Origin of the sequence: Oscillibacter sp. CU971 (assembly GCF_905219725.1) — a bacterium.
Classification (GTDB): Bacteria; Bacillota; Clostridia; order Oscillospirales; family Oscillospiraceae; genus Oscillibacter.
The window spans coordinates 1-6,364 of sequence record NZ_CAJMXG010000177.1 but is presented as its reverse complement, the minus strand read 5'-3'; the positions used below and the strand labels follow the sequence as shown (position 1 = coordinate 6,364).

The window sequence follows — 6,364 nt, the reverse complement described above, 5'->3', positions numbered from 1 at the left end:
GCCCGCCGCCCCGGAAAAACGGGAGCGCCCCGAGCGCAGGGAGCGTCTCCCCCGGGAGAAGAAGGAACGCCCGGAGAAAAAAGAGCGTCCCGCCCCCAGGCCGGAGCCCCTTCAGGAGGAGCCGCCGGTTTCCCTGGGCGAGGAGGTGGACGATGAGAAGGCCGCGGCCATCAAGGCCTTCCTCAAGGGCCTTCTGGAGCACATGGACAGCGCCGCCGGGGTGAAGGTTTACCTTCCCGAGAAGGGCCGCTACAAGGTCATCCTGGAGGGCCAGGGCCTTGGGTCCCTGATCGGCCGCCGGGGCGAGACCCTGGACGCGATCCAGCAGCTGACCAGCTATGCCGTGAACCGGGGCGGCGGGCCCCGGGTCCGCATCCACCTGGACGCGGAGAACTACCGGGCCAAGCGGGAGCAGAGCCTCCAGCACCTGGCCCGGAAGGTGGCGGGCAAGGTGGTCCGCTACNGCNGCANCGTCACGCTGGAGCCCATGAACGCCTATGAGCGGCATGTGATCCACACGGCCCTCCAGGATTTCGAGGGCGTGACCACCTACTCCACCGGNGCGGAACCCAACCGCCGGGTGGTGGTGGCTCCGGACCGGGGCGAGAGGCATTGAAAAAAGAGAGGCCNGCCTGACGGNTNGCCTCTCTTCTTANTTCTCCCGCAGCCGCCGANTGTTATGAAAGGCGTTTTCGATGGGCTGCGCATGNTCGCCGTCTTCCANAACTTAACTGGAGGCCGGGCCNGAAATTGTAAGAAATTCGTAAGGATTTTGTCAAGCCGTTCGTAAGATTTTTCTGTTACNCTGAGGGAAACCCAGGCGCTGTCCCGTATAGGGAAGCAGCGGGACGCCGCCGAAGGAAAAAGGAGACGATTTTATGAAACGCGCATGGATTTCCCTGACCCTGGTCCTCTGCCTGCTTTTAAGCGCCTGCGCCGCCCCGGCGGCGGAGCCGGAGGGCAAATGGGACCCGGCCCTGAAAAACGCCCTGGGTCTGACCCCGGAGCAGCGGCTGGAGGACTACGACTACTTTGTGAAAACCCTGAAGGACAGCTATCTCTGCCTAGGCGTTCACGACCGGGAGAACCCGGAGGACCCGGCGGAGGAGGTCTTTGCGGATTACCGGAAGACGATTCTCGAAAACGACAGCGACCAGGCCTTCTACTCCGCCGTTTACAGCTCCCTCTACCGCCTGGGGCCCTATGGGCACCTCTGGATCATCGAGCCGGAGGACTACCGGGGGATGCTGGACTGGTGCCGGANGGAGGNCACCGCCGGCCGGGAGCGGTGGAAGGAGCTTATCGAGGCCTCGGAGGAATCCTACAAAACGCTGCAAGCCTATCTGGACGCACTGGGAGACGAGGGCGGCGGCTCCTGGAGCGGCGGCGAGGCGGGGGAGAACCTTCACACCCTCCTGCTGCCGGATGCGGGAGTCGCCTATTTGAAGGTGGACAGCTTCCTGGTGGACTATGACCCGGACTACCAAAAAGAGGCCCAGGCTATCCGGGACTTCTACGACGCCGCCGGGGACTGCACGGACCTCATCATCGACCTGACGGACANCAGCGGCGGAAACGAGGGCTACTGGCAGGACCTGCTGACGGCTCCGCTGGCGGACGAACCCCTGTCCTGCACGAACTACGCCCTGCTGGCGGACAGCNANAACNACCGGCCTTACATCGACAATGTATTCGCCCCCTCGGACCTGCATCCCATCGCGGAGCTGCCGGNGCTGCCCAAGCTGGAGCGGCAGGGCCTGGAGGCCGCCACTCATTTTGTGGAGAGCACCCTCCGGGTGGAACCGGCAGCAAAGCGGGCGGCGTTCCATGGCCGGGTGTGGCTGCTGGTGGGGCCCATGGTCTACTCCGCCAGCGAGTCGTTCGCGGTGTTCTGCCAGACAACAGGCTTTGCCACCCTGGTGGGAAGCCGGACCGGCGGGGACGGCATCGGGGCCCTGGATCCNGTGATGATGCGCCTGCCCAACAGCGGCATTTTAATCCAGTACACGATGATGTACGGCCTGAACCCGGACGGCAGCAGCAGCGAGGAGGCGGGCACCACGCCGGACATCCTCTCCCCGGCGGGAGAGCCGGCGTTGGTGACGGCCCTTCGGGCTGTCCAGGCGGCCCGGGGATAGGGGGAACAGCCCCTGCCTCCCGCTGGGGAGAGGCGGCGGCGGATTCATGCCCTTCGTTAAAAATTGACAGTCTGAAAAGATCCACAGAAGGGCTCCGCCCGGCAAAAGCCGGCCGGAGCCCTTCTTCCCGCGTCCTCACTTTGCCCGCAGCCGCTCCACGGCGGCCTCCTCCGGCGTGACGTTCACCGTGCGGCAGGTCGTGTAAATCACCATGCCCGGCCGCCCTCCGGCGGGCTTTTTCACGTTCCGGACCTCCGTGTAGTCCACCGGCACGNTTCCGCTCTCCCGGGCCTGGGAGAACCAGGCGGCAACCATGGCCGCCTCGGCAATATCCTCCTCCGACGGGGTTCGCCCGGCGCAGCGGAGGATGACGTGGGAGCCGTGGATCTTCTGGGTGTGGAGCCAGAGGTCCCGGCGGTCCGCGTCCTTCAAGGTCAGCTTGTCGTTCTGGCGGTTGTTCCGGCCCGCCAGCACCCGGAGGCCCGAGGAGGTGCAAAACTCCCAGGGGGCGGCGGGGCGGGATTTTTCCTTTTTCCCCCTGCCCTGCTTTTTGAGGAAACCCGCCTCCCGGAGCTCGGCGCGGATGTCCAGGTAGTCTGCCTCCGTCTCCGCCTGGGCGATTTCCGCCAGGACGCTTTCCAGGTACTCCAAATCCCGCCGGGCCAGGTCCATCTGCTCCCGGAGGTATTTCTCCGCCGTCTTGGCCTTGGCGTAGCGCTTGTAGTACTTGGCGGCGTTCTGCTGGGGGGTCAGCAGGGGGTCCAGGGGGATAGACGCCGGGGCGCCCGCCTCGTAGTAGTTCTCGCACTCCAGCCGGGCCTGGCCCCGCTCCATCCGGTAGAGGTTGGCGGTGATCAGATCCCCCTGTACCCGGAGCTTGTCCCGGTCTTGGGTGGCCGCGTACTCCTTTTCCTGGAGGGCCAGCTTCCGCCGGAGACGGTCCCGGGCCGTCGAGGCCGCCCGGAGGAGGTCCGCCCCCCGCTGGCGGGCCCGCTCCTGCTTTTCCCGGGCCTCATAGAAGGTGTNCAGCAGGGCGGAAAAGCTGGGATAGGCCACACACTCCGCCGCCCCGCCGTACTGGCCCACGGGCACGCAGGCGAAGTCCAGGGGCTTGCCGTCCCGGAGGAGGCAGACGGGGGTAAAGCGCTCCTCCCGGACCCGGTTCTGGAAGTCCTCCAAAGCCCGCCACAAAGGGCCGGGGCCTCCCATCTGGAAGACCCGGGCGTCCACATCCCCCGCGGCCTGGAAGGCGAGCTCCCGGGCCATGAGGGGGGAGAGGCCGAAGTACTGGTCCAGCAGGAACGCGTCCAGGGTCTTCTCCGCCGCCGCGGCGGCGAAGCGGGCGGAAAAGCCTTCCTCCGTCTCCTCCAGGAAGGGAAGCCGCCCTGTGGAGGCGGGGGGCTGGTAGAAAAGGCCCGGCAGCACCTGCCGCGCGGCGGACATGTCCGCGTCCACCCGGCGGAGGCTGTCGATGACCCGGCCCTCCCCGTCCAGCAGGATCAGGTTGGACCTGCGGCCCATGGCCTCCAGCACCAGCGTCCGCCTCCCCGCCCGGCCCAGCTCGTCGGAGGCGTCGAACTCGATTTTCACCAGCCGTTCCAGGGGCGGCTGGGTGAGGCCCGCCACCCGGGCCCCGGAGAGGTGCTTTCGCAGGAGCATGCAGAACATGGGGGGCTCCGCCGGGTTGTCCCGGAGGATCTCCGTCAGCTGGAGGCGGGGGGCCCCCGCCCCGGCGTTCAGCAGCAGGCGCTTTCCCCGGAAAAGGAGGACCACCTGGTCCCGGGCGGGCTGGTGCACCTTGTCCACCCGGAGGCCCAGAAGCTGGGGGCGCAGCTCCCCCGCGACGGCCTGTAAGCAAATCGCGTCAATCGCCATGGGCTTCCTCCTCCATCATAATGCAAAAGAGCTGGTTGATCCGCTCCGTCTTTCCCTGGAGATAGAGCCAGCCCANCAGGGCCTCCAGGGCCGTGGCCTCGCCGTACTGGGCCCGGCTGGCGTGGTGGGGGACGGTGTGGACCTGGGCGTTCCGCCCCCGGCGGAAGACGGCCGCTTCCTCCTCCGTCAGCAGGGGCTTGATTCTCTCCGCCTTCTCCGCCTGGGACTCGGCGCAGACCAGGCGGACGGCGGAGCNGTGCANCCCCCTTCCCGNNGCCCCGCCGTGGGCGCAGAGCCAGGCGCGGACCAGCAGCTCAAACACCGCGTCTCCCATGTGGGCCAGGCCGATGGAGCTGATTTCCAAAAGGCGGTCCCGGCTCAGCTCCGGGTGAAAGTAGTTTTCCATAGCACGCTCCTTATTTTAAGTCCCGGCGCCGCCGGTCAATACCGCAGGATGTAATAAATAACGTACAGCCAGCTCATGAGGCCGTTAATGACGGCCCAACCCACAGGATGCCAGTTGGTATAGCTGATAACCATTGCCAGGGCGCTTCCAAACGTAATGCCCGTTTTCACGGACTTTTCCACAATCTCAATCTTGTTGTTTTCTTGCATGGCTTCAACGCTCCGTTCCATCAGTTTTGCAGGGCCGCCGCCAACCGGGCGAAGTCCTCCAGGGTCAGCTTCTCCCCCCGGACGGCGGGGGGGAGGCCGCAGGTTTCCATGGCCGCCTGCACCCGCTCCTTTCCCCATTCCGGCAGGGCGGCGGAAAGGCTGTTCACCAGGGTCTTTCGCCGGAGGAGGAAGGCCCCCCGGACCACCCGGAAGAAAAACGCCTCGTCCTCCGTCTCCACAGCGGGCCGCTCCCGCCGGACGCAGCGGAGGACGGCGGAATCCACCTTGGGGGCGGGGAAGAACTTGGCCGCGGGCACGTCGAAAAGGACCTCCGTCTCCATATGGTATTGGAGCCACAGGGTAAAGGCCCCGCCGCCGGAAGAGCCCTGCGCCGCCGCCAGGCGGCGGGCCACCTCCTTTTGGAGGAGGACGGTAACGCTCTCAAAGCAGGGGGTCTCCACCAGCTTCGTCAGCACCGGGGTGGTGATGTTGTAGGGGAGGTTCGCGCAGACCAGGGGCCGCAGGCCCCGAAATTTCTCCGCCGCCAGGGCGGCGAGGTCCAGCTTCAGCGCGTCCCCGGGGACGATTTCAACATTTGGGTAGGGGGCCATGGTCTCCGCCAGCACGGGGAGGAGCTTCTGGTCCAGCTCGATGGAAACCACCCTCCCGGCCCGCTCCGCCAGCTCCGCCGTCAGGCACCCCACGCCCGGCCCGATTTCCAGCACGCCGCAGCTTCCCCCCGCCTGGGAGGCGGCGGATATTGCCGCCGGGACGGCGGGGTCAATGAGAAAATTCTGTCCCATGGACTTGGAAAAATGGAAGCCGTGCCGCCCCAGAAGGGCGCGGAGGTCTTCCCGGCCGCAGAGATTCATGGCTTGTCCGCCTTTCGGTTTGAGTTTCAAGGGCAGTATATCAGAAAACCGGCCGGGAGGAAAGGGGAAAACTGCACAGGACTTGCAATTCCTGGAGAATTTGATATACTATTTCCATCAGAAAGGAGGGCCCTCCATGACCCACATCGTCGACCGGGCCGCGTGGCCCCGGCGGGAGCTGTTTGACTTCTTCTCCCCCATGTCCCAGCCCTTTTTCTCCGTCACCTTCCGCCAGNATGTCNCCCGGCTGTACCAGTTTATCAAGGAAAACCGCCTNTCCTTCTACCACTCCCTGGTTTACCTCTGCACCCGGGCCGTCAACGGCGTGGAGGCGTTCCGCTACGCCCTCCGGGGGGAGGACCTGGTCCTCTTTGACCGGAGAAATCCCAGCTTCACGGATCTGAAGCCCGGGGCGGAGCGGTTCCACATCGTCACCCTGCCCATGGAGGAGGATCTCCAAACCTTCTGCGCCGCCGCCAGGGCGAAAAGCGCCGCCCAGACCACCTTCCTGGACCAGGAGGACAGCCTGGATTTGATTTACTTCACCTGCCTTCCCTGGGTGGAGCTGACGGCCCTGACCAACGAGCGGAACTTCGACCCGGACGACGCCGTGCCCCGGATTGCCTGGGGGAAATACGCCCAGGAGGGGGAGCGGAAGGTGCTCCACATCTCCCTGGAGCTGAACCACCGCTTCGTGGACGGCCTCCATGTGGGCCGGTTCCACCAGGAATTGACCAAGCTGATCGAGGCGCTGTAAAAGAAGAGCCGGGAACGGATGTTCCCGGCCCAGCTTGTCGAAAAAGTCTGCCTACCGGCAGACTTTTTCATGTAAAGATGATAAAATAGGGAGTAAGGGGTGAGGAA

Annotated in this window: 7 protein-coding genes; 3 read left to right on the top strand and 4 right to left on the bottom strand. The window is 65.5% G+C overall.

Annotated elements, in window-relative coordinates; translation table 11 throughout:
* Window positions 1-616 (top strand): RNA-binding cell elongation regulator Jag/EloR (gene jag, locus JX325_RS11585; protein ID WP_204791273.1); only part of this gene is annotated, 616 nt, incomplete at its 5' end.
* Window positions 617-878: 262 nt separating this feature from the next.
* Complete coding sequence (locus JX325_RS11580; protein WP_243414060.1) at window positions 879-2,138, top strand: S41 family peptidase; 1,260 nt, start codon at window positions 879-881, stop codon at window positions 2,136-2,138.
* Between the two features lie 135 nt (window positions 2,139-2,273).
* On the opposite strand, the gene JX325_RS11575 is transcribed toward JX325_RS11580, so the two are convergent.
* From JX325_RS11575 to rsmA, 4 genes are all read right to left on the bottom strand, one after another.
* Window positions 2,274-4,013 (bottom strand): NFACT family protein, encoded by a 1,740-nt coding sequence (locus JX325_RS11575; RefSeq protein WP_204791272.1) that lies wholly within the window; start codon window positions 4,011-4,013, stop codon window positions 2,274-2,276.
* A complete protein-coding gene (locus tag JX325_RS11570) occupies window positions 4,003-4,419 on the bottom strand; it encodes a Mini-ribonuclease 3 (RefSeq protein WP_204791271.1) in 417 nt (138 codons plus the stop codon). Before JX325_RS11570 ends, JX325_RS11575 begins: the two co-directional genes overlap by 11 nt.
* Window positions 4,420-4,454: 35 nt before the next feature.
* Window positions 4,455-4,628 (bottom strand): hypothetical protein, encoded by a 174-nt coding sequence (locus tag JX325_RS11565; protein ID WP_204791270.1) that lies wholly within the window; start codon window positions 4,626-4,628, stop codon window positions 4,455-4,457.
* Between the two features lie 20 nt (window positions 4,629-4,648).
* Window positions 4,649-5,500 (bottom strand): 16S rRNA (adenine(1518)-N(6)/adenine(1519)-N(6))-dimethyltransferase RsmA, encoded by an 852-nt coding sequence (gene rsmA, locus JX325_RS11560; RefSeq protein ID WP_204791269.1) that lies wholly within the window; start codon window positions 5,498-5,500, stop codon window positions 4,649-4,651.
* A 136-nt stretch (window positions 5,501-5,636) separates the two neighbouring features.
* On the opposite strand from rsmA, the gene JX325_RS11555 reads away from it, so the two are divergent.
* Complete coding sequence (locus JX325_RS11555) at window positions 5,637-6,257, top strand: CatA-like O-acetyltransferase (protein ID WP_204791268.1); 621 nt, start codon at window positions 5,637-5,639, stop codon at window positions 6,255-6,257.
* The last annotated feature ends 107 nt before the right edge of the window (window positions 6,258-6,364 follow it).